General features: G+C 66.1%; 26 protein-coding genes, 1 tRNA gene and 1 pseudogene. 16 read left to right on the forward strand and 12 right to left on the reverse strand.

The genetic code is table 11. The features are described 5' to 3' along the window. Positions 1-293: 293 nt before the first annotated feature. Positions 294-1,352: an NAD-dependent epimerase/dehydratase family protein gene (locus AB0L63_RS10625; RefSeq protein WP_364497644.1), complete on the forward strand. Its 1,059-nt coding sequence runs from the start codon at positions 294-296 to the stop codon at positions 1,350-1,352. Between the two features lie 83 nt (positions 1,353-1,435). Here the strand turns inward: AB0L63_RS10625 and AB0L63_RS10630 are convergent, their stop codons facing one another. Next, the gene (locus tag AB0L63_RS10630; RefSeq protein ID WP_364497647.1) at positions 1,436-1,627 is read right to left on the reverse strand and encodes a recombinase family protein; all 192 of its coding nucleotides are present in this window, start codon (positions 1,625-1,627) and stop codon (positions 1,436-1,438) included. Between the two features lie 353 nt (positions 1,628-1,980). Between AB0L63_RS10630 and AB0L63_RS10635 the strand changes: the two genes are divergently transcribed. Beyond that, complete coding sequence (locus AB0L63_RS10635) at positions 1,981-2,550, forward strand: putative immunity protein (RefSeq protein ID WP_364497649.1); 570 nt, start codon at positions 1,981-1,983, stop codon at positions 2,548-2,550. A 44-nt stretch (positions 2,551-2,594) separates the two neighbouring features. On the opposite strand, the gene AB0L63_RS10640 is transcribed toward AB0L63_RS10635, so the two are convergent. The 3 genes from AB0L63_RS10640 to AB0L63_RS10650 all read right to left on the reverse strand — a co-directional run bounded on the left by AB0L63_RS10640 (position 2,595) and on the right by AB0L63_RS10650 (position 5,022). Beyond that, positions 2,595-3,080 (reverse strand): Tn3 family transposase, encoded by a 486-nt coding sequence (locus AB0L63_RS10640; RefSeq protein WP_364497652.1) that lies wholly within the window; start codon positions 3,078-3,080, stop codon positions 2,595-2,597. Continuing rightward, a complete protein-coding gene (locus AB0L63_RS10645) occupies positions 3,007-3,516 on the reverse strand; it encodes a DUF4158 domain-containing protein (RefSeq protein WP_364498207.1) in 510 nt (169 codons plus the stop codon). The genes AB0L63_RS10640 and AB0L63_RS10645 overlap by 74 nt, the downstream gene beginning before the upstream one ends. 183 nt (positions 3,517-3,699) lie before the next feature. Then, positions 3,700-5,022 (reverse strand): hypothetical protein, encoded by a 1,323-nt coding sequence (locus AB0L63_RS10650; protein WP_364498210.1) that lies wholly within the window; start codon positions 5,020-5,022, stop codon positions 3,700-3,702. 133 nt (positions 5,023-5,155) lie between these two features. On the opposite strand from AB0L63_RS10650, the gene AB0L63_RS10655 reads away from it, so the two are divergent. Genes AB0L63_RS10655 through AB0L63_RS10665 form a run of 3 tightly spaced genes read left to right on the forward strand, consistent with a single transcriptional unit; the run spans position 5,156 to position 6,731 of the window. Further along, on the forward strand, positions 5,156-5,827 hold the full coding sequence (locus AB0L63_RS10655; RefSeq protein ID WP_364497654.1) for a glycosyltransferase family 2 protein: 672 nt from the start codon (positions 5,156-5,158) through the stop codon (positions 5,825-5,827). Positions 5,828-5,847: 20 nt separating this feature from the next. Then, positions 5,848-6,519, forward strand: a complete 672-nt coding sequence (locus tag AB0L63_RS10660; RefSeq protein WP_364497657.1) for a DUF2064 domain-containing protein — start codon at positions 5,848-5,850, stop codon at positions 6,517-6,519. Further along, positions 6,516-6,731: a hypothetical protein gene (locus AB0L63_RS10665; RefSeq protein ID WP_364497660.1), complete on the forward strand. Its 216-nt coding sequence runs from the start codon at positions 6,516-6,518 to the stop codon at positions 6,729-6,731. The genes AB0L63_RS10660 and AB0L63_RS10665 overlap by 4 nt, the downstream gene beginning before the upstream one ends. Before the next feature lie 65 nt (positions 6,732-6,796). On the opposite strand, the gene AB0L63_RS10670 is transcribed toward AB0L63_RS10665, so the two are convergent. The 4 genes from AB0L63_RS10670 to AB0L63_RS10685 form a co-directional block, all read right to left on the reverse strand. After that, complete coding sequence (locus tag AB0L63_RS10670; RefSeq protein ID WP_364497663.1) at positions 6,797-7,522, reverse strand: maleylpyruvate isomerase family mycothiol-dependent enzyme; 726 nt, start codon at positions 7,520-7,522, stop codon at positions 6,797-6,799. A 45-nt stretch (positions 7,523-7,567) separates the two neighbouring features. Further along, the gene (locus tag AB0L63_RS10675) at positions 7,568-7,960 is read right to left on the reverse strand and encodes a RidA family protein (RefSeq protein WP_364497666.1); all 393 of its coding nucleotides are present in this window, start codon (positions 7,958-7,960) and stop codon (positions 7,568-7,570) included. 384 nt (positions 7,961-8,344) lie between these two features. Further along, positions 8,345-9,163 (reverse strand): SGNH/GDSL hydrolase family protein, encoded by an 819-nt coding sequence (locus tag AB0L63_RS10680; protein ID WP_364497669.1) that lies wholly within the window; start codon positions 9,161-9,163, stop codon positions 8,345-8,347. Positions 9,164-9,167: 4 nt separating this feature from the next. Then, a complete protein-coding gene (locus AB0L63_RS10685; RefSeq protein WP_364497672.1) occupies positions 9,168-9,845 on the reverse strand; it encodes a hypothetical protein in 678 nt (225 codons plus the stop codon). A 71-nt stretch (positions 9,846-9,916) separates the two neighbouring features. Between AB0L63_RS10685 and AB0L63_RS10690 the strand changes: the two genes are divergently transcribed. Then, a complete protein-coding gene (locus AB0L63_RS10690) occupies positions 9,917-10,411 on the forward strand; it encodes a MarR family winged helix-turn-helix transcriptional regulator (RefSeq protein WP_364498213.1) in 495 nt (164 codons plus the stop codon). A gap of 62 nt (positions 10,412-10,473) precedes the next feature. On the opposite strand, the gene AB0L63_RS10695 is transcribed toward AB0L63_RS10690, so the two are convergent. Beyond that, positions 10,474-11,184 carry a DUF998 domain-containing protein gene (locus AB0L63_RS10695; RefSeq protein ID WP_364497675.1) on the reverse strand — a complete coding sequence of 237 codons (711 nt, stop codon included), beginning with the start codon at positions 11,182-11,184 and terminating at the stop codon, positions 10,474-10,476. Between the two features lie 147 nt (positions 11,185-11,331). On the opposite strand from AB0L63_RS10695, the gene AB0L63_RS10700 reads away from it, so the two are divergent. Beyond that, positions 11,332-11,460 (forward strand): hypothetical protein, encoded by a 129-nt coding sequence (locus AB0L63_RS10700; RefSeq protein ID WP_364497678.1) that lies wholly within the window; start codon positions 11,332-11,334, stop codon positions 11,458-11,460. 31 nt (positions 11,461-11,491) lie between these two features. Here the strand turns inward: AB0L63_RS10700 and AB0L63_RS10705 are convergent, their stop codons facing one another. Together AB0L63_RS10705 and dcm are read right to left on the reverse strand one after the other, a co-directional pair. Then, entirely contained in the window at positions 11,492-11,914 is a 423-nt protein-coding gene (locus tag AB0L63_RS10705) for a very short patch repair endonuclease (RefSeq protein WP_364497681.1), read from the reverse strand. Between the two features lie 13 nt (positions 11,915-11,927). Next, complete coding sequence (gene dcm, locus AB0L63_RS10710; RefSeq protein ID WP_364497683.1) at positions 11,928-13,082, reverse strand: DNA (cytosine-5-)-methyltransferase; 1,155 nt, start codon at positions 13,080-13,082, stop codon at positions 11,928-11,930. A 255-nt stretch (positions 13,083-13,337) separates the two neighbouring features. Here dcm and AB0L63_RS10715 point away from each other — a divergent pair, with 255 nt between their 5' ends. The 6 genes and pseudogenes from AB0L63_RS10715 to AB0L63_RS10740 all read left to right on the forward strand — a co-directional run bounded on the left by AB0L63_RS10715 (position 13,338) and on the right by AB0L63_RS10740 (position 21,574). After that, positions 13,338-14,588: a KasA/KasB family beta-ketoacyl-ACP synthase gene (locus tag AB0L63_RS10715; RefSeq protein ID WP_364497686.1), complete on the forward strand. Its 1,251-nt coding sequence runs from the start codon at positions 13,338-13,340 to the stop codon at positions 14,586-14,588. 109 nt (positions 14,589-14,697) lie between these two features. Then, entirely contained in the window at positions 14,698-16,614 is a 1,917-nt protein-coding gene (fadD32, locus tag AB0L63_RS10720; RefSeq protein ID WP_364498215.1) for a long-chain-fatty-acid--AMP ligase FadD32, read from the forward strand. A 283-nt stretch (positions 16,615-16,897) separates the two neighbouring features. Then, a complete protein-coding gene (locus AB0L63_RS10725; protein ID WP_364497689.1) occupies positions 16,898-18,718 on the forward strand; it encodes an ABC transporter ATP-binding protein in 1,821 nt (606 codons plus the stop codon). After that, complete coding sequence (locus tag AB0L63_RS10730) at positions 18,715-20,109, forward strand: ABC transporter ATP-binding protein (protein ID WP_364497691.1); 1,395 nt, start codon at positions 18,715-18,717, stop codon at positions 20,107-20,109. Before AB0L63_RS10725 ends, AB0L63_RS10730 begins: the two co-directional genes overlap by 4 nt. 137 nt (positions 20,110-20,246) lie before the next feature. Continuing rightward, a pseudogene (locus tag AB0L63_RS10735) lies at positions 20,247-20,933 on the forward strand (ATP-binding cassette domain-containing protein); the annotation flags it as partial. Between the two features lie 35 nt (positions 20,934-20,968). Continuing rightward, the gene (locus AB0L63_RS10740; protein ID WP_364497694.1) at positions 20,969-21,574 is read left to right on the forward strand and encodes a putative glycolipid-binding domain-containing protein; all 606 of its coding nucleotides are present in this window, start codon (positions 20,969-20,971) and stop codon (positions 21,572-21,574) included. 155 nt (positions 21,575-21,729) lie between these two features. Here the strand turns inward: AB0L63_RS10740 and AB0L63_RS10745 are convergent, their stop codons facing one another. Further along, positions 21,730-22,680: a prephenate dehydrogenase gene (locus AB0L63_RS10745; protein ID WP_364497696.1), complete on the reverse strand. Its 951-nt coding sequence runs from the start codon at positions 22,678-22,680 to the stop codon at positions 21,730-21,732. A gap of 58 nt (positions 22,681-22,738) precedes the next feature. On the opposite strand from AB0L63_RS10745, the gene AB0L63_RS10750 reads away from it, so the two are divergent. From AB0L63_RS10750 to AB0L63_RS10760, 3 genes are all read left to right on the forward strand, one after another. Continuing rightward, entirely contained in the window at positions 22,739-23,278 is a 540-nt protein-coding gene (locus AB0L63_RS10750) for a tRNA adenosine deaminase-associated protein (protein ID WP_364497699.1), read from the forward strand. Positions 23,279-23,306: 28 nt separating this feature from the next. Then, the gene (locus AB0L63_RS10755) at positions 23,307-23,741 is read left to right on the forward strand and encodes a nucleoside deaminase (RefSeq protein ID WP_364498218.1); all 435 of its coding nucleotides are present in this window, start codon (positions 23,307-23,309) and stop codon (positions 23,739-23,741) included. A gap of 124 nt (positions 23,742-23,865) precedes the next feature. Continuing rightward, positions 23,866-23,956, forward strand: a tRNA-Ser gene (locus AB0L63_RS10760). Positions 23,957-24,056: the final 100 nt, after the last annotated feature.

Here is a 24,056-nt window from a genome sequence, read left to right on the forward strand (position 1 = left end):
GCGCGTCCGCCGCGAAGTCTCTTCGGCACTCGGCGGTACTCCAGAGCTGCTTCTCGAGAAGCGGCATAGTCAGCCTTCGCGCTCTGATCGTGCTGTCGTCGGCTGTTGCGGGCATATTCGGTTCGGCGCGCTGACCGAAACGACACCGGTCCGGGATCGTGACAAAAGTCTGACCACCGGGGCCGGGTTGCGGCAATTATTGCGGGATTGGCCGCAGAATCGGGACATGACCTCGCAAAACAATGGAGTGGCTTGCGCGCGGGTAGCACACCGAAACCTGGGGTGGTGCTGATATGCGGGTGCTACTGACCGGTGCGGCCGGTTTTATCGGGGCGCGGGTGCATCAGGAGTTGATCGGTGCCGGACATGAGGTGGTGGCGGTCGATGTGATGTTGCCCGCGGCGCATGGGGGCGGTGCGGTAGCTCCCGAGCATGTGCGGTTGGTTGATGTGCGGGATGCGGCGGCGCTGGATTCGGTATTGCGGGGGATCGATGTGGTTTGTCATCAGGCCGCGGTGGTGGGTGCGGGGGTGAGTGCGCAGGATGCGCCCGCTTATGCGAGCCACAATGACTTGGGGACAGCGGTCTTATTGGCGGCTATGGATCGGGCAGGGTGTCGGCGGTTGGTACTGGCTTCGTCGATGGTGGTTTATGGGGAGGGGCGGTATCGCGGGGTTCGGGCCGGGGTAATCGAGGCCGGGGTGCGCAGGCGCGCGGATCTCGAGAATGCGATGTTCGAGCATCGGGATCCGGATTCGGATGAGGTGTTGAGTTGGGCGGTGGTGCCGGAGAATGCGCCGTTGCGGCCGCGCAGTCTTTATGCGGCGGCGAAAGTGGCCCAGGAGCACTATGCGGCCGCGTGGGCGGCGGTAACCGAGTCCGGGGTCACCGCACTGCGCTATCACAACGTCTATGGCCCCGATATGCCAAGAGATACACCATATTCCGGAGTTGCCGCGATCTTCCGATCGGCGCTGGAGGCGGGTAAGCCGCCGCAGGTTTTCGAAGACGGACGGCAGGCGCGGGATTTCGTGCACGTCAGCGATATCGCGGCGGCGAATCTCGCGGCGGTCGAATATGCGCACACCGGGTTCGTTCCGCTCAATATCGCCTCGGGACGTCCGATCACCATCGGCGCGGTCGCCAGCGCCTTGACCGCGGCGCGCGGCGGTCCCGAACCGGTGATCACCGGACGCTACCACCCCGGCGATGTGCGGCATATCGTCGCGAGTCCCGAACAGGCGCAACGCATTCTGGGATTCACCGCGCAGGTGGATCCACTCGAAGGTCTTGCCGAGTTCGCCTTCGCGCCGTTGCGTGCGGTCGCGGGCGCGAGTGCGCCGGTGGCGTAGCTCAGTGTCTGCTGAGTGGTAGCCGAACTTCGAAGCGGCAGCCCTGCTCTCGATTCTCGGCGGTGATATCGCCATGGTGTGCCTCAACCAGACTGGCCGCTACGCGAGACCGTGTCCAGGCCGGTGCGGTTCTTTCGGGTGGTGCCGGAGAATCCTTTGTCGATGAAGATCCGCTCGCGCGGCACCGCGAGGGCGAGCAGCTGCTCGGTCTGGATCTCGACGTCTTGTCCGTCGGTGGAGCAGCGCACGTATCCGACGCGGAAGGGATCGATCACGCCGGAAATCGTTCCATAGGAGGGGGGTTCACCGGAACGGTTCGCGGAACACCTCTACGGAACACCTGTGACCAGGGCTGGATTCGCCCGGCTGCGGTGTTCCGGTGGCGGATCGGCTTACGGAACACCACTACGCCAGTAGCGCCGTTCGTGCTTCGCACTTCGTGACAGCTCCGGGACTTCGGGGCCGAAGAAGGATGCCCGTCTCGTAGTTCCTGACCGCCGTGTGTGGATGACTGTGCTCGCGTGCCAGGTCGACAAGCGCGTCGACCAATATTTGAAGGTTTCGCCCCACTGTCCTGCCAATATTTCCGGGGAGTTTCAAACGAAGGTTCAACGATACTGTTCATGCTATGAATGCGGCTGACGAGAATCTGGTTATCGAACTCAGCATCGCCGAATTGCGTGAGGTCGCGGCCTATGCGGTGGCCTGTGCTGAGCCTGTTTTGGCGATTTTCGAGCGTGACTGTCCCGATGATCCGCGCGCACGGGCAGTGCTCGACGCGGTGCGCCAGTTCGCCGCCGGAGGCAAGCGGACGAAAGCGATACGTGCGACCGCATTCGACGCGCACCGGGCCGCGCGGGCAGCTCAAGAGATAGGACTCGATGCCGCGGCCGAAGCGGCGCGCGCCGCTGGTCACGCGGGAGGGGCTGCGTATCTGCACCCGCTGGCGAAGGCGACCCAGGGTGGGCACATCCTCATGTCGGCCGCCCATGCGGCTCGAGCATTCGAACTCGACGCCGGCGACACCCCTGACGTGGGAGGCGGTTACCTCGAGAAGGCGACAGATCTGGCCAACCCGATCGTGGTGCAGGTCCTGACGCGATACCCGAAAGCCCCGAGTGGCCGCGGCCGCGTAGGAGACCTCTGGCGGGAACTGGACGCATCGTTGCGAGGGTTGTCGACCGGTGTCGACCGGTAGTCGCTCTGACCAGCGTGAGCGCGGCATCGAGGATTCGCTGTGTGTCATCCGGTGAGGGCAAGCCGCGAGTTCATGTTGAGTTTGACCTCGCCATAAGGCAGCACGTGTGACCAGAACAACGGGGTCAGGCCGCGTTCGTCCTCGGCGGTGAGCACACCGTCCCAGTCGGGGTCGGCGAGGACGTCCTGGATCATCAGGACGTTGACATAGACGAGAGCGGCCTGGCAGATCCGCAGGCATAGCACGCTCATCTCCTGTTCGTCGCGCCGGTTGGACGCGATTTCGGAGGTCTTGCCGTAGTAGATGACCTGGTTGGCGCCGTTCCATGACTCGACCACGTTCAGGCCGCTGTTGATCTCCCGCTGCAATTCGCGACTTCGCAGGTAACGGCACAGAAGGATCGTCTTCTGGACTCGGCCGAGTTCGATCATCGCCTGGTAGGTGGGGTGGGCGGCGTTAGCCTTCATGAACCGGCGCAGGATCGCTTCGGTGGATGCGGTGCGGGTGCGGATCGCGGTGGCGCACTTCATCTCGCCCGGCTGTGGGCGGCTCCACCTTCACCTCGCGCAGGCGCGCCAACAGGTGTTCCCGTACTCGTTCGCCGCTGCGCTCGCGCCGGGTCACGTGCTCGACGAGCCATCCCACGATCTCGTCGGCATCGGTGACGCTGCATTCCCGATATCCCAGCAACTCCCGGATCTGCGTCCGGTGCGCCTTGCTGGTGCGGCCGGTGAAGTCGTAGAACGCGATCTCGGTTCGCTCCACACCGACCTGGCGTGCGACGTAATCAACCGCGGCATCAGGGATTTCGGCACGTCCGCGAGGAAACCGGCCCCGCTCGGTATAAAACCGCAGTATCAGCCCGAACCCGATCTTCGCCGCGCCCCGCTTCGTCGCGACCAGTTCCAGCTCCTTGCCCAGCAGCGTCCACCGGTCGATCAGCTCGTCCTGGTCCAGCTCCCTCATCACGCGCGAAAGCTACACCGCACCAACAGGTCCGCAACCCCGATTCACGCAGGCTTCATGTACCTGGTGACACGTTCCTTACCGGCACCCCGTTTCCACGACGGTCAGCCCGTCGCGTTCGACATAGCGCCGCACCACATCACGGATCAGCGGGTCGTCATCGGCGATCAGAATGTACATGGGTTACCAATTCGTCAGGATCGCGTGGGCCAGTACGAGGGTCCCGAGCGCTTGTACGAACAGCCAGACTCGAGCGGTGGATCGCGGCAGAAACGCGGTCGCGGCGAGCAGCCAGACGTCGAACGGCAGCCAGATGCGTTCGGTCTCTGCCTTGCTCAGGCCACTGAGGTCTGCCACCAATATCGCGCAAATCGCCGCCGTTACCAAGAGCGCGGTCGCATCGACTGGTCTGCGCTGGTGCGCGAGCGCGCTCGGTAATCCGGCGGCCGCGGCCAGGCCGACTGCGCAGACGGTGGCGGCGAGATTCGCCCAGACCCAGTACGCGTACGGCCGCTCGGCGGCGATGCCCTGGTAGTAGCGCTCGACCACCAGGTGGTAGCCATCCAGCCACCAGAAACCGGCCAGCGTAAAGGCCCCCACGACGATGAGCGCGCCGAATACGGCAGGCAACAGCGGCCGGACGGTTCGGCCCGCGATCAGGACCACGACGGCGGGGAGGGCCATGATCACGAGACCGTAGCTGAGGTACATGCCGAGCCCGAAGAGCACACCGGCGGCGACCGCGACCCACGGCCGCCGGATCGCGAGCGCGAGCAGCGCCACCGCCCATGCCGTGACACCGGCGAACATGGCGTCCGCGGAAACCGCGATCCATACCGCAGCGGGCGCTATCGTCAAGAACGGCAATGCCTTTCGGGCGCGATCCTCGGTGCCGAGTGCGCGCAATGCGACCGCGACCGCGACGATGGCGCTGGATCCGATCAGCAGACACGCCAGTCCCGCCCAAGCTCCGCCGCGCAGGCCGATGCGATCGAGCAGGACGAAGAACAGCAGTGCGCCCGGTGGATGCCCGGAGACATGGGTGGTCCAGGAATCCGGTTGGAAATCCGGAATGCGGCCGGAGAAACCGCGCAGCATGGCTGCGATATCACCGACGCCGGGGACCTCATGCAGATATTCGTGGGAGTCGGTGAGTCGTCCGGCGAAGCCGCGCTGCCAGCCGTCGATCATGGCCAGGGCGAAAGCCCAGGCCAGAGCGGTTATCCAGGACACGGCGAGCAGTCGTCGCCAGGGCAAGAGATCGGCCATCGCGGGACCGAACCGGATCACCGGTATCGCGATCGTGATGGCCGGTACCGAACCCCAGCCGACGTGGGTTAACCAATTGCCGAATATCGGGGCGGCACCCGCGTAGAGCTTGCTCCGCCATTGTTCGCTGGAGATTCGCGGAACCATGAATGCCGCCAGGGTTAGTGCGGCGGCGATACCTGCTCCCAGATACTCGCCGCGCACTCGGCCGCGTGGCCGCGCCACGGCCTCCGTCACGTCATGCACGAAGCTAACGATAGGGCCGCGGCGCGTGGAAAACCGGTGCTCGAGCGGTTCTGAACGCGGACGTCACTGTTTCGTCACCAGTTTTGCGGCCTCGATTCGGCCGGGCTGGCCTAGCGTCGACAAGGTGACCGAGACCCTCCACAACCCGGACGGCGTGACTGTGGTCATCCCGTGCCGAGACGAAGCTGAGGCGTTGCCAGGTGTGCTCGCGGCCATCCCGGCCGGCTTCCATGCGCTGGTCGTGGACAACGGTTCGACCGATGCGACGGCCGCGGTGGCCCGCCGGTGCGGCGCGGCGGTCGTATCCGAGGCGCGACCCGGCTACGGCGCCGCCGTGCAGGCCGGGCTTGCCTCGGCCAGCACGGATTTGATCGCCTTTCTCGATGGTGACGGATCGATGGATCCGGGCGAGTTGCCGCCGCTGGTCGCATTGGTGCGTGCGGGCGCCGATTTGGCGGTCGGACGGCGCAAGCCGGTGCGTCGGGGGGTGTGGCCGTGGCACGCGCGGCTCGGCAATCTGGTCATCGCCGGGCGACTGCGTCGCCGATATGGGCTGCCCGTGCACGATATCGGTGCCATGCGGGTGGCCCACCGCGCCGCACTACTGTCCCTCGGACCGCTGCATACCCGCTCCGGCTATCCACTACAGCTGCTGATTGGTGCGGCGCGGGCGGGGTGGCGCGTCGTCGAACGCGATATCGCGTATCGGCCACGGGCGGGCGGTGTTTCGAAGGTATCGGGATCGTGGCTCGGCACCCTGCGCGCGACCCGCGACTTCCTGGCGGTGCTGCGATGATATCGTTCCGACCGTCGCCAGTGGCCGCGACACTGCTCGTGCTGGCCAAAGCCCCGATTGCCGGACTCGCCAAAACTCGTCTGACACCACCGCTTTCGCCGCATGAAGCGGCACAGGTCGCCGCGGCGTCGCTGCTGGATACCTTGGAGTCGATGTCACGCAGTCCGGTCGCGCACCACATCGTCGCGTTCACCGGGGAGCTCGCGGAGGCGGAGTGCGCGGATGAGGTAACAAGGGCATTAACCGACTTCGAGGTCATCGCGCAGCGTGGCGCATCTTTCGGTGAGCGCTTGGCCAATGCGCACGCCGACGCCGCGCGGTACGGATTGCCGGTACTGCAGATCGGTATGGATACGCCGCAGATCGGCCCGGAGGTGCTGACCTGGGCCGCCCGCGAACTCGTCTTACGCGGCGACGCACTGCTCGGCCCCGCCGACGACGGCGGCTGGTGGGCGCTCGGGCTGCCGGCACCACAGGCCGCGCGCACCCTCGTCGACGTTCCCATGTCGACCGATCGAACCGGCGAACTCACCCGAGATGCCATGCAGTGCTGTGGCCTTCGCGTGCGCGCGCTGCCGCGCTACAACGATGTCGATACGTTCGCCGACGCACTCCAGGTTGCGCGTGCATCCGGCGGCCGGTTCGCGCACTTGATCCAGCAGCTGCACAACGCCCTGTTGGCACATCGATGAGCGGCATCGATATCGTCGATCTCGCGCTGGCGGGCCGTGCCGCCGCATCGCCCCCGAGCACCCCGGCGTCCGGTAAACCGATGCCGAGTAACCCCACCGTCCTGGATCGCAACTACCTGCTCGGACTGGCAGTCGCCCTGACCCTCGTATGGTCGCTGGTCGTCATCGCTCACACCGCCACTACGCGAGGCAAGTGCACACGCAGAGATTAGCGCGAAAGGGAAGGCTCAAACGAGGAGCCGCACCCTAGCCAACTACTCCACGGGGCCGTGAAATGTCATTTCCACGCAGGCAGCGTCGGCAGTGCGCCGCTGAGCTCCGCTCCCTCGGAACGACCGAGCAGCCACGCCAGCAGGGCAGACGCGGGCCCACTGATGGTGTGGTCTGGGGATCCGCTGCCGACGGTCGTGGCGAAGCCCGTATCTACGGTTCGCACCTCGAACGCGGCCGCGGGATCAGCCTCATCGGCAAACCGCTCGGTCAAATCGGCGGCAGCTCGAGGCAGCAGCCGCGCGACGAAATCCATTGGCCAGTCGCCGGGTTGGTAACCGGCCGCCAAATCGACATGATGGATCTCCACCTCTTGCAGCCGCATCCAGATGACATCGGCGGCCGGAATGGGCCTACCCTGCCTGGTCCGAACGGTGGCCGTCCAGGCCTGCTCGGGGGTGGTCTGCGCGAGCGCCAGCCAGCGATTCGCCGCCGCTTCGTTGTCGGCCAACTGCTCGGCCAGTGGCCGCGGCGCACCCGCCTCGATATCGGCATCTCGGATGAACATGCTCGCGTACTGCGGTGTTTCGATCCCGGTCCGCGCCCAGAGCAACAAATTGACCAGACTGTCGGCGTTGCGCGCGATATGCGCGAGCAGATGCCCCCGCGTCCACCCGGGCAGCAACGACGGCACGGTCACGTCATCGTCGAGCCCGCGAATGGTGTCGAGCAGACGATTCGTCGCCTCGGCGACGGTTTCGAGCTGAACGGTGGTCTCCGGCGCCTCGGTCACAAGACCGAGACTAGCGATCCGAACCCGGAACCGTCACACAAACTCCTATACGTCGACGATTGCGTCGGCCTCGATCTCGACCAACAGCGCGGGCGTGATCAACGCCTTGATCTCGTACATGGATGCGGCCGGGCGGATATCGCCGAATACCTCGGCGTGCGCCCTCGCGACCTCGGGCCAGCGCGCGATATCGGTGACGAAGATGCGCGTCCGAACCACATCCGCCAGGCGGGCACCGGCCTCGGTGAGCGCGGTGCCGATGCGGCGCAGCGCTTCCCGGGTCTGCTCGCCGATATCGTCGCCGCCGACCGCATTGCCGCCGGGCAGCGAGGCCGTGGTACCGCTGACGGCGACCGTATTGCCGACGCGCACCGCCCGCGAGTAGCCGACGACGTCCTCGAACTCCGAACCCGACGCGATATTCATCCGATCACCCATGGCGACAGCATGACTTGACATCCTTCCCGCGGCTGAAGCCGGGGGATTCCAACCCTTGACGACGGACGCCTAACGGCGAGGTCTCCGCGGACGGTCACGCCAGCCCGGCGGCGAGAATGTCTTGCGCCGCTTTCATGTCTGCTTTCTCACCGTGTCCGCGGCTGGTGCACCCGCCACCCGCCGATCGTTCCGGGAGCATGCGGCTCGGTCGAGATCGCCGTGCAGTACGCCGATCTCGGCCCAGCCGTCCCGCAAGGCAACTGGCTGCCCATCCCGGCATCCGGTCCCCGTTTTCGCTCACCCTGCGCCTCTATGCGTCGAAATAACATGTGGTACAAGGTGATTGGAAGATATTGCCGCTGGAATCGTTCGGCTGACGGCTGGTCAGTCAGCGAGCGCGGCGACGAACGAGGCGGCCACCGCCTGCTGCCCCGCCACCGAGGCGTGCACACCGTCGTCGAGCAGCAGCGGCGCCTCGTCGGCCGGCACAGTGTCGTCCTCGACGTCGATCGTCCGATCCGGCAGCTCCCGCGCCAGCATCGCGACATCGGCGATATCGATCCTGGTCCAGGTGATGCCGTTGCGGCGGAAGGGTTCGTAGTCCGCGACCCGGTCCTCGTCGATCGCGGTCGGGGTCAGCCAGACCCATTGCGTGTTGCTCAGCGCGAGACCGCGGTCGCGCAGGATGCGCAGATTGCGTTCCGTCTCCGGCCGGCTGACCAGGCGCTGGCCGTCCCGGCCGCCGACGCGCTGCACATCGTTGGTGCCGAGCTGGCAGAACACCCAATCGGGGCGATTGAAGCCGAGGACAGGCAGGAGGTTCAGCGTCTGCGTTGTCGTCGCGCCGGATATCGCGAAATTGCTGAGCCGGATGCGATCGGCGGGCCGCCGCAGCTCGATCAGATGACGCAGGATCTCGAACCACGACAGCCGGTCGGCGGTGGAACTCTCGCCGAGCGCGAGCACGTGCTGGCCGGGCTGCAGTGGCAGTGCGTCGACCGCGGCGGCCACCGCATCGTCGTCGAGCAGGGCTCGCGCGGCCTCGCGCGCCTGATCGTCGAAGGACTGGCAGAGCTTGTCGTATTCGACGATGTCCAGTCCGAACAGCGGCGCGATGCGGTCGGAGCCGAGGCCGGGCAGATACGGCAGCGAGCGTTCTGGACGCTGGAAGCGGACGAGTTTTTCGGTCAGCGGGTTGGTCATGTCATCACTCCGTTTCGGTAGCGGGGAAATTCGAGGCGAGGAAGCCGGCGGCGATCAACCAGGCCATGCCGGTGAACCGCGCGATCGGCAGCAGGAAGGCGACCTCGGTGCGCATCAGCGTCGCGGTGGTGGCCAGCGCGACGACCGCGATGGCCAGGCCGATGCGGGGCAGCCAGGTCCGGACCGCGCGCAAGGGGAAGGCGATGCCTGCGATGAGCAGTCCGGTCGGCACCACATTGGCCGGGCCGCCGGCGAGGAAGGCCAGCGTGTGAACCGCACGGACCAGTGCCGGATTCTCGACGGTGGCCGGCACGGTGAGGACCCAGGTCATCACGGCCGACATCAGCAGCGCCGCATTCGCGAGCACGCCGCCGATCAGCGCCAATGTGCCGAGCTGGCGCAGCCGCAGCACCGTCAGTGCGACGAAGAGCGAGGCCGGAATCACCGAGGCGAACTGCAGCGTCGCGCCGATACGGACGGCGTCGGCATGGTCGGTGAAGTAGGCGAGCGCGGCCGCCGGATCGCCGAACGGTGAGGGGAAGACCGCGCCGCCTGCGACGGCGATGCTCGCGAGCAGCCCGGCCACGAACAGCCCCGCCGACACCGCCGCGAAGACACCGGGTGGCGGGCCGAAGGTGCGGCCGATGGGCGGAGACGCGGAGGCGAGGGCTTGCGTTGCCATCGATTTTTCCCTTCTATCAAGTGAATCATTCACTGTGATGAACTATTGTGGAGTTGTACGATATATCGGTGATGGCATTCGAGCAAGCGAGTGGGAGCCCCGGACCGCAGCGATCGGGCGGACCACAGGTCGCATTCCTCCTCGCCCAGCTCGGATCGCATGCGGCCCAGCGGTTCAGCGAGCGCATCGCCGCGCTGGAACTCACACCCCCCGACGTCGGCGTGCTGCGGATGATCGCGATGGATCCGGGCGGCAGCCAGCGCGCGCTGGCCGAGAAACTGGGTGTGGTACCGAGCCGCGTTGTCGCTCTCATCGACCACCTCGCCAACAAGGGCCTGGTCGAACGCCGCCGCAGCACCACCGACCGGCGCAATCACGAGCTGCATCCGACCGCGGCCGCGCGCGAGTTGATGATCAGCCTGTGGCCCGTGGTCCAGGCCCACGAGGCCGATATCACCTCGGCCCTCACCCCCGAGGAACGCGACCAGCTAGCCGCGCTGCTGGTCCGCATCGCTGAACAGCAGGGACTCGACAATGATGTGCACCCCGGCTACCGCAGGTCCTGAGCTGCCGGGGATTTTCCCAGGTATCCGCCGACGATTACGTCGGCCTCGATCTCGAAGGTCGGCTAGCCCGAATCACTTTCGACCCACTCGCGGCCTTCCAGAATCACCGCGGCCGCCAACGTGATCAGCCACAGCGACATCGCTCCGACCTGGATTCGCTGGGCGATTCCGAGCGCGTAATGGCCGGGCAGGTTGTCGGTGACCAACATCCACACGGTCGCCACCGACCCGATCACCAGCACCACAACACCGGTCTCGCGCAGGATCCGCCAGCGGTGATAGCGGAAGGCGGCCACGCTGAAGGCGAAGGTCGCGACGGCGATCGCGGTGACCGCGATGGTGCTGGTCAGCGCGTGCGGCTGATGCAATTGCGGGAACAATTCGCTGCCACCGCCGCCGCATTCGGAGTTGTTCTGCGGGGTGCAATCGCGCAGCGGGAGCAGTACGTCACCGATGGTCGCCGCGCCGAAACAGAACAGCGCGACCCAGCCGATGGTGGTGTATTTGCGGCGCGGAAATAAGAGCAGCCCGGCGAGCGCGGCCGGCATCAGCAAGGCGCCGACGATCTTGTCGGCGGTCGCGAACAACTCGCGATGCGGTTTGCCCTCGGCATCGAGCTCACTCAGGAACGAGTTGACCGGATCGACATCGATCTTCAGCACGAACTCCAGCAACCACGACGAATAGCAGACTCCGGCGATCCCGATCGCCGCCGCGATGAGCGCGCAGGCCACCCGGACGTGTCGTTCGGGTAGCTTCCGGCGATCAGTCACTGGACCATTCTCCGTCTCATCGTTGGTCCGGTGTTCAACAGTAGGTCTGTGTGTCAGGACCGACAGGTCGTTCACACCTCATTACCATCTCGAACACAGGGTTCTGTCAGGTCCGTCGGTGATGGTTGGTAGACCTAAGGAGGTCCCATGAGCGCAATCGCAACGGAAATCGCCGGAATGCTGATGCTTATGCTGATGCTGACGGTAATGGTGGTATCCGGTTACCTGGCCGCGCACGCGCCGCGCTCGCTGGTTCGGGTGCGGGGACACCGCTAGCGATTGCTTGCAGGTCGCTCGAAAGGGTCAGCTAGCGCCGTTTTGCCAATACGGCCTGGATACGGTCCGCCGCCGCGACGGCGTCCTCATGCTCCCACACGCGGATCACCAGCCAGCCCGCGGCCGCCAGTGCCGCGTCGGTAGCCCGGTCCCGGGCCACATTTCCGGTCAATTTGTCCGCCCACCACTGCGCGTTGTTCTTCGGATCGGTCGCGTGCTGCGGGCACCGATGCCAGAAACATCCGTCCACGTACACCGCGACGTGCAGCCTGGGAAACACTAGATCCGCGCGCCGACGCTGCCCGCGCAAGGGTGCGCGATCGACGAAATAGCGCAATCCGCGTCGATGCAATTCCCGGCGCAGCGCGAGTTCGGGCCGGGTTCCGGTCCGCCGCTGGCGGGCCATCCGCGCACTGGTCGCGGCGTCGGTGCGTGGCCGCCGAACCGGGGTCATGACGTACCGAACCTCATGCTGCCCAGCCGCCCATGCGATCGAGATGACTCTCCACATCGGCCAGAAATCCGGGCGGGAACCGTAGATTGCCCATACCGGTGCGCCGCAGGAACCCGGCGGTCGCACGTGCCGAGAGCAGTCGCGAATCGGTGAGGAAATGCTGCAGGTCCTCATACGGCTCGTGCACCGGCCAGGTCGAAACCGGCACCCGGTAGGCGCTACCCGCGCGGCCCCAGGCGGCGACCGGCCATGGCTGTCCCGGCGGTAGTGGTTCAGCGGCCGGAATCGGGTCCAGTGGTTCGGCCAACCGGGAGCCGACCCAGGACGCCATCCGCACACTCACCGCATTCCCGATCAGCTTCCATCGATGCCCGTGCCGAATTCCGGGCGCCGTGGTCGCCGGTTCGGTCCAGTCGGCGTCGAAGCCCTGTAGCCGCTCACCATCGACGATGCCTGGCGTGACGATCTCACCCGATGGCAACCGCACCGCAGGCGGACTCGCGATGCCCAGCGCCGAACCGCCCTTGAGGGTGGGGACCGCATTCACCGCCCAGCCGAGCCCGCGTACGCCCTCGGTCCAGTAGAAGCCGCACGGATCCTGTTCCGGGTCACCGAGATCGAGCGGTCCGGCATCATCGCCGAACAGCACCCGGCGCGGATCCTCGGTGCGCGAGGCCAACATGAGCACCCGCTGACGGCGCTGTGGCAGTCCGAACGCGCGCGCGTCCACCACCCGGTATGCCCAGGTGTAGCCGAGCTCCTCCAGTGCGCTGGTGATATGCCGCATGGCGGCCCCGCGACCCAGCTGCAGCATGAACGGCACATTCTCGATCAACAGCCAGCGCGGTCCACGCTGACGGCGTACCAACCGGAACACCTGGTCCACCAGACCGGAGCGCTTGCCGGTGATGCCCGCGGTGCGTCCGGCCTGTGACAGGTCCTGGCAGGGAAATCCGGCGGCGACCAGTTCGGTGCCGGCGGGCAGGGCACGTAGCCGAGTGATGTCCCCCTGCAACGGAATTCCGGGAAAGCGCGCGGCGAGCACCGCCTGCGCACCGGGATCGATTTCGCAGAGCAACTCGGTATGCCAGCCGTGGTGGCCAAGGCCGAGCTCCAGTCCGCCGATTCCGGCGAACAGCCCGACCATCCGCCCGCCCGTCACAGTCATCCCTTCTCGCGGTTGCTCGCGGATCGCGCGGAGCCACCAGCGCTGCGTATCCGCTCAGCAGGTTACTCGAGCAGTGAATGCGACGACCAGCGACGGCCACGGTAGTGTGTCGAGCACCAGATCCGACCGGATGCCCCCAATAATGCTCACGGTCGAGTAGCGGTTTGCTCCGTCGTTCGATGACCTTCCGGCGCTTCAGCGTCGACGCGCAGTTCCCGGTTTACCCCAAAGAGTGATGCCAGGAAAGTGAGCGAAATGCAGATTCCGTCTACCAAGAACGGGAACTATCCGAACGTTGTCGTGACCAGTCTGGCGGCGACCACTTCGATCGCGGGTGATGTCGACTCCACCTGGAAGGAGCTGCTCAACGGCGCGAGCGGTATCGATGTCCTCGACGATGGTTTCGTCGAGCAATTCGAGCTGCCCGTGCGCATCGGCGGACATCTGAAGGTCAAGCCGTCGGATTGCCTCTCCAGACGGGAGGCGCGCCACCTGTCCTATGTGGAGCAGATGGCGGTGGTGCTGGCCCGTGAGGTCTGGTGCAATGCGGGCAGTCCGGAGGTGGACAAGAACCGCCTCGGCGTCTCCATCGGCACCGGCCTCGGCGGCGGCGAATACATCACGGCCGCACGCGACCGGCTGCAGAACGGCGGCTACCGCAATGTGTCGCCGCTGACCGTGCAGCGCATCATGCCCAACGGCTCGGCCGCCTGCGTCGGCATGGAACTCGGTGCGAAAGCGGGGGTGATGACACGGGTCTCGGCCTGCTCGTCGGGTTCGGAGGCCATCGCCAATGCCTGGCAGATGATCGTTATGGGTGATGCCGACATGGTGGTCACTGGCGGCGTCGAGGGCTCCATCCAGGCGGTGCCGATCGCGGCGTTCACCATGATGCGCGCCATGAGTACTCGCAATGAGGACCCGAGGGCCGCCTCGCGCCCGTTCGACAAGGATCGTGACGGATTCGTCTTCGGTGAGGCCGGCGCGATGATGATCATCGAAACCGAGGAGCACGCCAAGGCGCGCGGTGCGACGATTCACGCGCGGCTGATGGGTGCCGGAATCACCTCCGACGCCTTCCATTTGGTCGCGCCGGATCTCGACGGCAAGGGCGCAGCGCGGGCGATGACCAGGGCCATCCAGAAGGCGGGGATCACCAAAAGCGATGTCGGCCACGTCAATGCGCACGCGACCGCGACCCCGGTCGGCGATACCGCCGAGGCACTGGCCATCAATGCCGCCGTGGGTGATCATGTTTCGGTCTATGCGCCGAAATCCGCACTGGGCCACTCGATCGGTGCGGTCGGCGCCCTCGAATCGGTGCTGACGGTGCTCTCGGTGCGCGACAGCATCGTTCCGCCGACGCTGAATCTGGACAATCAGGATCCGGAAATCGAGCTCGACGTGGTCAAGGGCCACGCCCGACCCGGACGAATCGACTATGCCGTGAACAACTCCTTCGGTTTCGGTGGACATAACGTCGCGATCGCCTTCGGGCGGTACTGAGCACGTCGCGAAGGCGCACCTGCTAGCCTTCCCGACGCTTCGTTATCGACCTGTGTTCGGTGTAACCGCATGGCCCGAGTGCCTGCGTTGGCAAAAGGATAAGGCGATGATCGACGAGACCTTCGACGACTATTTGGACGATCAGGGCAATATCAAAATCCGTGACGATAAGACCCTGATCGACTTCGTCGACAAGCACAGCGCGGAGAATGGCGACGACCTCGCCTACCGCTACATCGACTACTCGCGCGAGCGCGACGGCGTGTACATCGAATTGACCTGGCACGAATTCGGCGTGCGGCTGCGTGCCGTCGCGGCCCGGCTGCAGCAGGTGACCCGGCAGGGTGAGCGGGTGGCGGTGTTGGCCCCGCAGGGGCTGGACTACGTCGTCTCGATCTTCGCGGCGGTCTACGCGGGCAATATCGCGGTCCCGCTGTTCGATCCGGACGAGCAGGGCCACACCGATCGCCTGCACGCGGTGCTCAATGACTGCACGCCATCGGCGATTCTGACCGTCGGTTCGGCCGCGGCGGGGGTGCGGAACTTTTTCCGGCACCTCCCGGCGGCGCAGCGTCCGCGCATTATTGCCGTGGATGCGATTCCGGACAGCGTCGGCTCGACCTGGGTGCGACCGGACATCAATATCGACAGCGTCGCCTATCTGCAGTACACCTCGGGTTCCACGAGGATCCCGGCCGGTGTCGCGATTACCCACCGCGCGGTCGGCACCAACCTGTTGCAGATGATCGATGCCATTGGGATGCAAGAGAATTCGCGCGGCGTCACCTGGCTGCCGCTGTTCCACGACATGGGTCTGCTGTGCGTGATCCTGCCGACCGTCGGCGGCGGATTCATCACGATCATGTCGCCGAATGCGTTCGTGCGGCGGCCATATCGCTGGATCAAGGAATTGGCCGCTGCCTCGGATGGCGCCGGAACCTTCGCGGCCGCACCGAATTTCGCGTACGAGCATGCGGCGGACCGGGGTAAGCCGAAAGCCGGTGAGGAACTGGATCTTTCGAATGTGATCGGGTTGATCAACGGCAGCGAGCCGGTTTCGGTATCGTCGATGCAGAAATTCAACGAGGCGTTCGCGCCCTACGGTCTGTCCAGGACCGCGCTGAAGCCCTGCTATGGCATGGCGGAGGCGACGCTGTTCGTCTCCGCGACCAGGGCCGAGGACGAGGCGAAAGTCGTCTATGTCGATCGCAATGAGCTCAATGCGGGTCGGATGGTGGAAGTGCCGAAGGGCACGGAGAATTCGATCGCGCAGGTTTCCTGTGGTTATGTGGCGCTATCGCAGTGGGCGGTGATCGTTGATCCGGAAACCGGCATCGAACGCGGTGACGGCGAGGTCGGCGAAATCTGGCTACACGGCGACAATATGGGTATCGGCTATTGGGGCCGGCCGGATGAAACCGTCGCGACCTTCCACAACACAGTGACGCGGCGCGTGCCGGAGGGCAGTCACGCACAGGGCACCGATCCGGACGCGAAGTGGATGCGCACCGGTGATTTCGGCGTCTACCTGGACGGGGAGTTGTATATCACCGGCCGGGTAAAGGATCTGGTGATCGTCGACGGGCGCAACCACTATCCGCAGGATCTGGAATTCTCGGCGCAGGAATCCAGCACCGCGCTGCGGCCCGGATTCATCGCGGCATTCTCGGTGCCCGCGAATCAATTGCCCCAATCGGTATTCGAACAGGGCAGCCGTTCCGGACTCACCTTCGATGCCGATGACACCTCGGAGCAATTGGTCATCGTGGCCGAGCGTGGCACCGGTGCGGCGAAGCTGGATCCGGAGCCGATCACCGATATCGTGCGCGCCGCGATCGCACAGCGCCACGGTGTCGTGGTGCGCGATCTGCTGCTGGTTCCGGCGGGTTCGATTCCGCGCACGTCCAGCGGCAAGATCGCTCGACGCGCCTGCCGCGCCGCGTATTCGGAGGGCACCCTGCGCGGCGGCTATCAGCAGCAAGACTTTCCGGACGCGCCAGTGGAGCAGGCACATTCGACCGTCTGAGCTGGGGTTATCGTCGGTACAATGCACGCAGCGGCCATCGGCGCCCGGGATCTGGGCGCCGATGTCGTGTGTGGTCGGTGAGTCTGCGTCTTGGGCGCGGCTCGGGGGTGTTGCCGGGGGTTCTTGACCTCGAGGTTGCTCGAGGTTGTTGGCTGTGGACGTGGCGAAAAATCGGTTGGCCGATCCCGGGACCGATGCCACGCTGAAATGTCGGACCCCAATGCGAACATCACTGGGAACCGTTCGCGACACAGCCGAGCTACGCCGATCACGAGGGGGAGCTTTGTCACTCACGCTCGATACGCCGTCGGCCGACACGGAGGTCGAGAGACCGGAGCGGCCCGCCGCAGCGGCGCCGGTCCGCCTGCATTCGCTGCGTCGGTTCTGGCCGTATCTGCGGCCGCATCGGGCCGCGCTGCTCGGCGCGACAATGTTCGCGGTGCTCGCCACCCTGACGGCGATCATGAATCCGCTGGTCATCGCGCGGATTATCGACGGCCCGATCCAACGGCGCGATTTCGGCGGCGTCGTACTCCCGGTGCTGCTGGTGTTGTCGCTCGGTCTGCTGGAGGCATTGGGCGTATGGGGTCGGCGATGGCTGATCTCGAAGCCCGCGGCGCAGTTCGAGATCGGTATGCGCGCCAAGATCTTCCGCAAGTTGCAGACGCTCTCGATCGGGCGTCATGATGCCTGGGAATCCGGCCAGTTGCTCTCGCGCGCGGTCGACGATATGGGCACCATGAAACGGTTCGTCGCCTTCGCCGGGCCGCTCCTGATCATCCATTTCATCGTGATCCCGATCGGTTTGGTGGTGCTGTTCGCGCTGAGCTGGCAGATCGGGCTGACCTTCGCGGTCATCGCCATCCCACTGTCCTACGTCTGCCTGCGGTTCGAGCGGCGCTACGGCGTGGCGTCACGGCGCTCGCAGGATCAGGCCGGCGACCTGGCCACCACCGCCGAGGAGTCCGCGCAGGGTATCCGGGTGCTCAAGGCCTTCGGTCGCGGCGCGTTCTTCGGCGGGCGGTTCACCGCGCAGTCGCGGGAATTGCAGCAGACCGAACTGCTCAAGGTGCGGCTGGATGCCACGCTTTGGTCGGCAATGGTGTGCCTGCCGAAGCTGGCCATCGCCTTCGCGCTCGGCTACGGCGGTTACGCGGTCGCGCATGACACGATGACGCTCGGCACCTTGGTCGCATGCATCACGCTGGCGACCTTCTTGCAGTGGCCGATCATCTGGACCGGCTTCCTGCTCGCCGAGTGGAACGATGCGCGCACGGCGGCGGACCGGTTCTGGGAGATCATCGACACCCCGGTCGAAATCACCGATCCCGCGGATCCAGTGGCATTGCCGGAGCGGATCGTCGGTGAACTGGCCATGCACGGAGTGCGTTTCGCCTTTCCGGACGCGAAGGGTGAAGTACTGCGGGATATTTCGCTGAAGGTGCGACCAGGTGAGACGGTTGCGCTGGTCGGCGCGACCGGTAGCGGAAAGACGGCGCTGCTCAACCTGATTCCGCGGCTCTACGACGTGACCGACGGTGCCATCACCATCGACGGCATCGATATCGCATCGATGCGGGTGTCCGATCTGCGTTCGCTGGTCTCGGTGGCTTTCGAGGAGCCGGTGCTGTTCTCGGCGAGTGTGCGGGAAAACGTCGCGCTCGGCGATCCGGAGGCCACCGACGACGATGTGCGGCGCGCGTTGGATGTCGCTCAGGCCACCGATTTCGTGCACGAGCTGCCGTGGGGACTGGATACCCGAATCGGCGAGCAGGGGCTGAGCCTGTCCGGCGGTCAGCGCCAGCGGCTGGCCCTGGCCCGCGCGGTGCTCGCGCGCGAAAGTGCGGGGGAGCGGACTCGGATCATGGTGCTCGACGATCCGCTGTCCGCACTCGATGTGCAAACCGAGGAGCGCGTACAGGAGCGGCTGCGCACGGTGCTGACCGGAGCCACCACATTGCTGGTGGCGCACCGACCTTCGACCGCGGCCCTGGCCGACCGAGTGGTGCTGCTCGCCGAGGGGCGGATCGTCGCCGAGGGTGCCCACGATCAACTACTCGAAACCAGCAGTCGCTACCGCGAACTGATGGGGGGTGAATCATGACCATGACCGAAACCACCTTCCCCGCCGACGATTCGGCCGACCGCGACGAGGTTGCCGATTGGCGCGGCATCGCCAATGAGGACAAAGCGGTCACCGAGACCGGAAATCTGGTGCTCGCCGGTCGATCTCGGCGCTTGCTGCTGAGCCTCGTTCGGCCGTATCGCAAACTCGCGGTCTTCGCCATGCTGCTGATCGTGCTCGACAATGCCGCGATGGTGTCGGCGCCGCTGTTCGTCGCGCACGGACTCGACGTCGGCATCGTCGAGGGCATCGCGGGGAACTGGGCACCCTTGGCGCGCACCGTCGCCGGTTATCTGGGCGCCGTCGGCGTCGGCGTTTGCACCACCTTGGTCTTTCTGCGGATTTCCGGAAAGCTCAGCCAGAGTGTGCTTTTCGATCTGCGGGTTCGGCTGTTCGCGCATATGCAGCGGCTCAGCGTGGCATTCCATGAGCAGTACACCTCCGGCAAGGTAGTCGCGCGGCTGACCGGTGATATCGAGACGTTGCAGCAGTTGCTGGAGAGCGCGCTTAATCAGGCGCTGAGCGCGATCCTTTCGGTGCTCACCATCGCGGTGCTGTTGATCTACCTCGATCAGACCCTCGCCGCCATCGTGCTGCTCGGATTCGTGCCATTGGCGCTGGTCACCCGCTGGGCGCAGCGCAGGCAGCGGGCGGGTTACCGGCGCACCCGCGGCGCCATCGCGAAAGTGGTTGTGCAGTTCGTGGAGTCGATGGGCGGCATGCGCGCGGTACAGGCCTTCCGTCGCGAGACCCGCAACGAATCGGTACTGGCCGCCGAGGATGCCGAATACCTCCAAGCGACCATCGCCGCGATGCGCGGCATGGGCGACTATGCCGGTCTCACCCGGCTGCTCGGCAATCTGACCACGGTGATCGTCATCGTGGTCGGTGCCTGGCAGGTGATCGAGGGCAATCTCGCCGTAGGTGTCCTCGCGGCATACCTGTTGTACCTCAACGAGTTCTACGGCCCGCTGGACGAACTCGCCCAGGTATTCAACGCCTACCAGTCCGCGGCGGCGGCGCTGGAGAAGATCTCCGGCGTACTGGAGGAGGAGCCCTCGGTCCGGGAACCGGAGCAGCCGATCGCGCTGGCGAAGGCAACCGGTGCCGTGCGATTGGACAAAGTGTGGTTCGGCTACGGATCTCCAGCCCCGCCATCCTCCGAGTCGCCGGATGCGGTGCTTGTTGAGTCGGATTCCGGCTCTGTGGCGGTGGGCTTCGATGTGGTGTTGCCGAGCGGGGTTGGGGCCGCGGTGGATGGCATCGCGGTGGCCGATCTCGAACTGTCGGATTCCGCTGGTCGCTCGCACGCGAAGGTCGTTCGAAGAACCCTGGGGCTGGGCAGTCGATCGCGGTTGGGGCGACGCTGACGGGCGTGGCGGCTGGCGAGGTCGTTTCGGAGAGCCCCGGTGCGGCACTGCCGAGTTCGGCTGGGGCGACGCTGGGCGGCCCGGCCGCTGCCGAGATCGAAAGTGTTGTGCCGCAACCCGAGAAGCGTGGGCGAGCGCGGCCGGTGCTGCCGGAGTTCTCGCTGGAGATTCCGGCCGGGCAGGTGATCGCCCTGGTCGGTGCGACCGGTGCGGGCAAGTCCACGCTGGCCAAGTTGCTGACGCGGTTCTACGATCCATCGGGCGGCACGGTGACATTGGACGATATCGATCTGCGGCGGCTGTCCGATGCGGATCTGCGGCGCAATGTCGTGATGGTCACGCAGGAGTCGTATCTGTTCTCCGGGTCGGTGGCCGACAATATTCGGTTCGGTCGACCCGAGGCCAGCGATGCGGAGGTGTTCGCGGCGGCGCGGGCGGTCGGGCTCTACGACTTCGTCACCGCGCTGCCCGAGGGCTTCGACACCGATGTGCGCAAACGCGGTGGGCGATTGTCGGCGGGCCAGCGTCAGCTGGTCGCGTTCGCCAGGGTGTTCCTCGCGGATCCCGCGGTGATCGTGCTGGACGAGGCGACCTCGAGCCTGGACATTCCGAGCGAGCGGCTGATCCAACGGGCACTGGAGACGGTGCTGCGCGACCGCACCGCCGTGATCATCGCGCACCGGCTCTCCACGGTCGCCATCGCCGACCGCGTGCTGGTGCTGGAATCAGGTCGGATCGTCGAGGATGGCACGCCCAGCGAGCTCATCGCGGGCACCGGTCGGTACGCCAGCCTGCACGCGGCATGGCGTGAGTCGCTGGTGTGATGCTGGTTCGGCCCCGCGTCGCTTACGGTAGATATGTGACGAACCCAGACCTCGGCCCCGACAGCCAGCCGGCGACATCGCGGTGGCCGGCGATCCTCACGTGGCGCGCACACAACGCGTCGCGGATGGAGTCCGTCCGCGTGACCCTCAATGGCAATCGCATCCGCGCCGCCGGTCGCATGATCGGCGGCGACTGTGCGGACCATCCCGCATTCAGTGCGTCCTATGACCTGGTTACCGACGAGAACGGCGTCACCAAGCGGCTATCCCTGCGCAGCACCGCCGCCGCCGGGGAACGCCATGCCTCGATCGCCAGAGACGAGGAGAACTACTGGCTCGTCGACGCCGGCGGCGGGCACGTCCGCTCCACCTTCGCGGGCGCCCTCGATGTCGACGTAGTGCTCAGTCCGTTCTTCAACACCCTTCCCATCCGCCGCTTCGGCCTCCAGAACGCCGTCGACGACATCCAGGTCCCGGTCGTCTACGTCCGCCTCCCCGACCTCCTGGTCCAGGAGGCCAGCCTCACCTACAGCAGCGGTGCCACCGGCATCAGCGTGCTGTCCCCCGTCTCCAGCGCCACCGTAACCGTCGACGCCGACGGCTTCCTCCTCGACTACCCAGGTCTCGCCGAGCGCATTTGACCCGACGCCGCGCACATCGCGCGCCACGTACACCGTCTCGAGCCAGTGCGGTTGACCGTTATTTCTCAACGCTGCACAGCTTCATAACCTTCGCGTGTGCCGTGTCGGCCGCCATGGGATCGCCTCGTGCGTCGTTGGAGTACCGACCGCTGCGTTCAGTCCAGTTCGGTGATCACTCCGCCGCGTTGGCCTGCCTCGCGCAGCGCCTCGAGCCAGTTGTGGTCGCCGGGGTGGATATTGGTGATTTCCCAACGCTGCGTGGTTTCGTAGCGTTCGCGGGCGTCGTGTCCGGCTTCGACGAGGTCGACCAGAGTGCCTTCGGCGCGGAGGCTGTCGCGGGCCGCGCTCAGTACGGTGAGAGTGTCCGCCAGTACCTCCAGCAGGGCGGTGGCGTTCGGTTCGCAGATGGCGCGGACCAGGTCGGGGGCGGTGGCGGCGACCCGGGTGCCGTCGCGGAACGAACCGGCGGCCAGTCCGAGCGCCAGGTTGCCACCCGCCGCACCGGCCACAGCCAGCGCCTCGGCCAGGACATGCGGCAGATGCGAGATCCGGGCCACCGCCCGGTCGTGCTCGTCCGCGATTACCGGGGTGACCACCGCACCGCAGGCCAGTGCCAGCCGCACCACTCGACGCCATGGTTCGGGATGGGTACCCGCATCCACGCCGACCGCCCACACCGCATCCCGGAACAGGCCGGGATCGGTCGCCGCCCAACCGGATTCGGAAGTACCGGCCATCGGATGCCCGCCGACATAGCGGGCCGCGAGCCCGTGCCTACGCACCGCCTCGGCCACCGGCGCCTTGACGCTCACCACATCGGTGAGCGAGCAGCGCGGCGCGAAGGTGGCCACCTCGGCGAGGATGTGGTCCACCGCGGGCATCGGCACCGCGACCACGATCAGCGCATCGGTATCGGCGGCCCGGGTCAGTACGCCGAGCAGATCCCCCGTGACATCGAATCCGTCCGCCCGTGCGGCCCGCGCACCCGCCTCTGACCTGTTGTAACCCCAGGCGTCATAGCCCGCGCCGACGACGGCGCGCAGCACCGAACCGCCGATCAAGCCTGTCCCGAGGACACACACCGGTGTTTTCTGGTCAGGAGTCATCGGAACAGATTCGCATACGACTTCAACATTTCGGCTCGAGCCGACTACCGTTGCGCCCATGGCAGCACAGCGCTCGGGCACGAACAAGGCTGCGTCGGACGATTACGACGACGTGGAAGGGTTCGCAGTGGCGGTTGTCCGCGAAGACGGAAAATGGCGGTGCAGTCCGCTCAGCCAAGCCGCGCTCACCAATTTGTCCGCCGCGGAAACAGAAATCAAAGCATTGCGCAGTTCCGGTGCGGTGTTCGGATTGCTGGATATCGATGACGAGTTCTTCATCGTGCTCCGGCCCGCGCCGAGCGGCACCCGGATGTTGGTCTCAGATGCGACGGCGGCGATCGATTACGACATCGCGGCCGACGTACTCGAGGCCCTCAATGTCGAAATCCCCGACATCGATCCGGACGAACTCGACGATATCGAGCCATGGGAGGAGGGCGACCTCGGCGTTCTCGCCGACCTTGGCCTGCCCGAACCCGTGCTCAGCGTGATCCTCGCCGAGACCGATCTCTATCCGGATGAGCAGCTCGGCATGATCGCCCAGCGGCTCGGCTTCGCCAACGAACTTTCGGCGGTGCTGGACAAGCTGCCCCGCTGACGTGGGTCTGCGCACCGACGACACCGATATGGTTCGCGCCGCGATCGCCGCAGCGGCCGCTGCGGGCGATCGCGACGTACCTGTCGGTGCCGTCGTCTTCGATGCCGACGGTCGCGAGCTCGCGCGCGCGGCCAATGCCAGGGAGGCCCTCGGCGACCCGACCGCGCACGCGGAGATCCTCGCCCTGCGCCGCGCCGCCGCGGTCGTCGGCGACGGTTGGCGGCTGGAAGGCACCACGCTCGCGGTAACCCTGGAGCCGTGCACCATGTGTGCGGGCGCCTTGGTGCTCGCTCGCGTCGGCCGCTTGGTCTTCGGCGCCTGGGAACCGAAAACCGGTGCCGTCGGCTCCCTTTGGGACGTAGTCCGGGACCGCCGTCTCAATCACCGCCCACAGGTCCGCGGCGGCATTCTGGAGGCCGAATGCGCCGCCCTCCTCGACGACTTCTTCCGCACCCAACGCTGACCGTTCTCCCCGGGCGCTGTGCGCCCACTACCCAGGGCTGTCCCAGGCGCCCGGAAATCATCCCCGCCAACCGGCCTCTACAGGCGATTTAGCGATCCGACCCGGGTCCGGTATGGTTGTCGGCGGTGGCGTGTCCGAGCGGCCTAAGGAGCACGCCTCGAAAGCGTGTGAGGGGTAACCCCCCTCCGAGGGTTCAAATCCCTCCGCCACCGCCAGTGCCCCTCATCTGTTAGCGCAGGTGAGGGGCTTTTTTCTGCCCCGTAGAATGCTCGATCGGGTGCTGTGCCCACATTTTGCCCAGGTGATCGGCTATGG

Origin of the sequence: Nocardia sp. NPDC051990 (genome assembly GCF_040680755.1) — a bacterium.
Taxonomy (GTDB): Bacteria; Actinomycetota; Actinomycetes; order Mycobacteriales; family Mycobacteriaceae; genus Nocardia.

Coding starts and splice junctions, on each gene's coding strand:
- AB0L63_RS10690 (WP_364498213.1), top strand. CDS start 9,917: ATGGCATTCGAGCAAGCGAGTGGGAGCCCCGGACCGCAGCGATCGGGC.
- AB0L63_RS10700 (WP_364497678.1), top strand. CDS start 11,332: ATGAGCGCAATCGCAACGGAAATCGCCGGAATGCTGATGCTTATGCTG.
- AB0L63_RS10625 (WP_364497644.1), top strand. CDS start 294: ATGCGGGTGCTACTGACCGGTGCGGCCGGTTTTATCGGGGCGCGGGTG.
- AB0L63_RS10645 (WP_364498207.1), bottom strand. CDS start 3,516: ATGAGGGAGCTGGACCAGGACGAGCTGATCGACCGGTGGACGCTGCTG.
- dcm (WP_364497683.1), bottom strand. CDS start 13,082: ATGACTGTGACGGGCGGGCGGATGGTCGGGCTGTTCGCCGGAATCGGC.
- AB0L63_RS10730 (WP_364497691.1), top strand. CDS start 18,715: ATGACCATGACCGAAACCACCTTCCCCGCCGACGATTCGGCCGACCGC.
- AB0L63_RS10665 (WP_364497660.1), top strand. CDS start 6,516: ATGAGCGGCATCGATATCGTCGATCTCGCGCTGGCGGGCCGTGCCGCC.
- AB0L63_RS10705 (WP_364497681.1), bottom strand. CDS start 11,914: ATGACCCCGGTTCGGCGGCCACGCACCGACGCCGCGACCAGTGCGCGG.
- AB0L63_RS10745 (WP_364497696.1), bottom strand. CDS start 22,680: ATGACTCCTGACCAGAAAACACCGGTGTGTGTCCTCGGGACAGGCTTG.
- AB0L63_RS10675 (WP_364497666.1), bottom strand. CDS start 7,960: ATGGGTGATCGGATGAATATCGCGTCGGGTTCGGAGTTCGAGGACGTC.
- AB0L63_RS10750 (WP_364497699.1), top strand. CDS start 22,739: ATGGCAGCACAGCGCTCGGGCACGAACAAGGCTGCGTCGGACGATTAC.
- AB0L63_RS10755 (WP_364498218.1), top strand. CDS start 23,307: ATGGTTCGCGCCGCGATCGCCGCAGCGGCCGCTGCGGGCGATCGCGAC.
- AB0L63_RS10635 (WP_364497649.1), top strand. CDS start 1,981: ATGAATGCGGCTGACGAGAATCTGGTTATCGAACTCAGCATCGCCGAA.
- AB0L63_RS10640 (WP_364497652.1), bottom strand. CDS start 3,080: ATGAAGTGCGCCACCGCGATCCGCACCCGCACCGCATCCACCGAAGCG.
- AB0L63_RS10685 (WP_364497672.1), bottom strand. CDS start 9,845: ATGGCAACGCAAGCCCTCGCCTCCGCGTCTCCGCCCATCGGCCGCACC.
- AB0L63_RS10680 (WP_364497669.1), bottom strand. CDS start 9,163: ATGACCAACCCGCTGACCGAAAAACTCGTCCGCTTCCAGCGTCCAGAA.
- AB0L63_RS10715 (WP_364497686.1), top strand. CDS start 13,338: ATGCAGATTCCGTCTACCAAGAACGGGAACTATCCGAACGTTGTCGTG.